Annotated in this window: 3 protein-coding genes and 2 pseudogenes; 2 read left to right on the forward strand and 3 right to left on the reverse strand. The window is 66.4% G+C overall.

From position 1 onward, the window contains the following. Positions 1 to 587, forward strand: a pseudogene (locus XI25_RS03065) (hypothetical protein); the annotation flags it as partial. Positions 588 to 789: 202 nt separating this feature from the next. Continuing rightward, positions 790 to 1,023, forward strand: a complete 234-nt coding sequence (locus XI25_RS03070; RefSeq protein WP_200901356.1) for an ArsC/Spx/MgsR family protein — start codon at positions 790 to 792, stop codon at positions 1,021 to 1,023. On the opposite strand, the gene XI25_RS36690 is transcribed toward XI25_RS03070, so the two are convergent. The 3 genes and pseudogenes from XI25_RS36690 to XI25_RS03080 form a co-directional block, all read right to left on the reverse strand. Beyond that, on the reverse strand, positions 989 to 1,120 hold the full coding sequence (locus tag XI25_RS36690) for a hypothetical protein (protein WP_442950353.1): 132 nt from the start codon (positions 1,118 to 1,120) through the stop codon (positions 989 to 991). The two genes, XI25_RS03070 and XI25_RS36690, sit on opposite strands and share 35 nt — an antisense overlap. Positions 1,121 to 1,193: 73 nt before the next feature. After that, positions 1,194 to 1,511 (reverse strand): annotated as a pseudogene (locus XI25_RS36695) (ATP-binding protein); the annotation flags it as partial. Between the two features lie 77 nt (positions 1,512 to 1,588). After that, positions 1,589 to 1,935 (reverse strand): PAS domain-containing protein (locus tag XI25_RS03080; protein ID WP_046677323.1); only part of this gene is annotated, 347 nt, incomplete at its 5' end.

Here is a 1,935-nt window from a genome sequence, read left to right on the forward strand (position 1 = left end):
AAACAATGGACACCCTCAGCCTTGTATTGACTTCAGGTCTGATCTCGGTGCTGTTGGGCGTTCCGATCGGGATTTGGTGTGCTTACAGCCGTACGGCATCCCGCATTATCATTCCGATTCTGGACTTCATGCAGACGATGCCTGCGTTCGTATATCTGCTGCCTGCCGTTACCTTCTTCAGCCTCGGCGTCGCCAACTCGATGGTGGCGGTGCAGGGCGGCGCCATCCGCGTCGACGCCAGCCTCGCCGGCATGGGTGCCGGTGCCGGCAACGCACCGCTGGAGGTGTTCATCGCCGCCGCCGACCGCAAGGGCTGGAACCATGGCTGCGACCTCTACAAGCTGATGGACGCGGCGGAGGAACTGGTGCGGCCGCTGCAGGACCGCCCGGTGCGGGTCGACCGCGAGACGCTCAGCCTCGGTTATGCCGGCGTCTATTCCAGCTTCCTGCGCCATGCCGAAAAGGCGGCCGATGATTATGGCCTCGACACCCGGCAGATCCTCGTCGAACTGGGCCGGCGCAAGATGGTCGGCGGCCAGGAGGACATGATCGTCGACGTGGCGCTGGACCTCAGTCGCGCCGGCTGAGCCCGCGACCCGGATCGTCCCCGCTTCCCCGCGGCGTGATCGGACGATAGAGCTTGCCCGATCCGACACCCGCGCCGAGGAGAAACGGCATGACGATCATGCTTTATGGCATCAAGGCCTGTGACACCATGAAGAAGGCACGCGCCTGGCTCGACCACCATGGCGTCGCCTATGCCTTTCATGATTACAAGCAGGGGCATCGATGCCGCGCGGGTTCGTGCCTGGTGCGGAGGAACTGGGCTGGGAGACGGTGCTCAACCGCGCCGGCACCACGTTCCGCAACCTGCCTGACAGCGACAAGCGCGAGCTTGATATCGACAAGGCGGTGGCGCTGATGGTGGCCCAGCCGTCGATGATCAAGCGCCCGATCCTCGACACCGGCAGCCAGCGCATCGCCGGCTTCAAGCCGGAAATCTACGCAGCGGCGTTGGGGTGACGCGCGCCGGCAGCAGCAGACTTACCGAGGTGCCCGCGCCAGGCCGGGACTCCAGCTCCACCTGACCGCCCGACATGCGGGCGAAGGCGTGGACCATCGACAGGCCAAGCCCGCTCGCATTCTCCCGGCGTGGTGAACGAACGGCTCGAACCGCGCGCCGCGCCACTATCAGGCGTCATGCCGCAGCCGGTATCGCTGACACGAACGCACACATAATCGCCCGGCGCGACGCCAAGCAGGGCCGCCCGTGTTTCCTCCACCCGGACCCGATCCGTACTGATGTGCAACGCGCCGCCGGCGGGCATGGCATCGCGGGCATTGACCACCAGATTGACCAGCGCATTCTGCAGCTGGCCGGGGTCGGTGCGATCGAGTGCGCAGTCGGGCGCGCAGGTCAGACCCAGCTCGATATTGGCGGGCAGGATACGGCGCAGCAGATCGGCCGCTGATGCCACCAGCCGGCCGGCATCCGCCGGTGCCGGCGTCATGGCCTCCTCGCGCGCGAACGACAGCAGGCTGCGGGTGAGCGATGCCCCCTGATAGGCGGCACGGAGGGCGGTTTCCGTCAGCGGGCGCGCCGCTGGGTGTCGCCCAGATGATCCTGCAACGTCTCGATGCTGTCGCTGATGATCGACAACAGATTGTTGAAATCGAACGCGATGCCGCTGGCGAGCTTGCCCAGTGCCTCCATGCGCCCGGCAAGCTGGCGGTATTTTTCCGACGCCGCGCGATCGGTGACGTCGACGGCCGTGCCGACAATCATGTCGACGCGCTGATCGCGGCCTCGCAGCGGCGCGAGCATCAGGTCAAGGTGGCGCACACGGCCGCCGATCAGCGCTGTCACGGCAATGCGCGCGGCCTGACCGGCAGCGGCCAGCGCCAGCGCTTCGACGATCTTGCGACGTTCCTGCG

This window comes from Paenibacillus sp. DMB20, assembly GCF_000987955.1.
GTDB lineage: Bacteria > Bacillota > Bacilli > Paenibacillales > Paenibacillaceae > Paenibacillus_AQ.

What these genes read in the sequence shown, in the direction of transcription:
- XI25_RS03070 (WP_200901356.1), top strand. Translation starts at nt 790, where the DNA reads ATGCCGCGCGGGTTCGTGCCTGGTGCGGAGGAACTGGGCTGGGAGACG.
- XI25_RS36690 (WP_442950353.1), bottom strand. Translation starts at nt 1,120, where the DNA reads ATGGTCCACGCCTTCGCCCGCATGTCGGGCGGTCAGGTGGAGCTGGAG.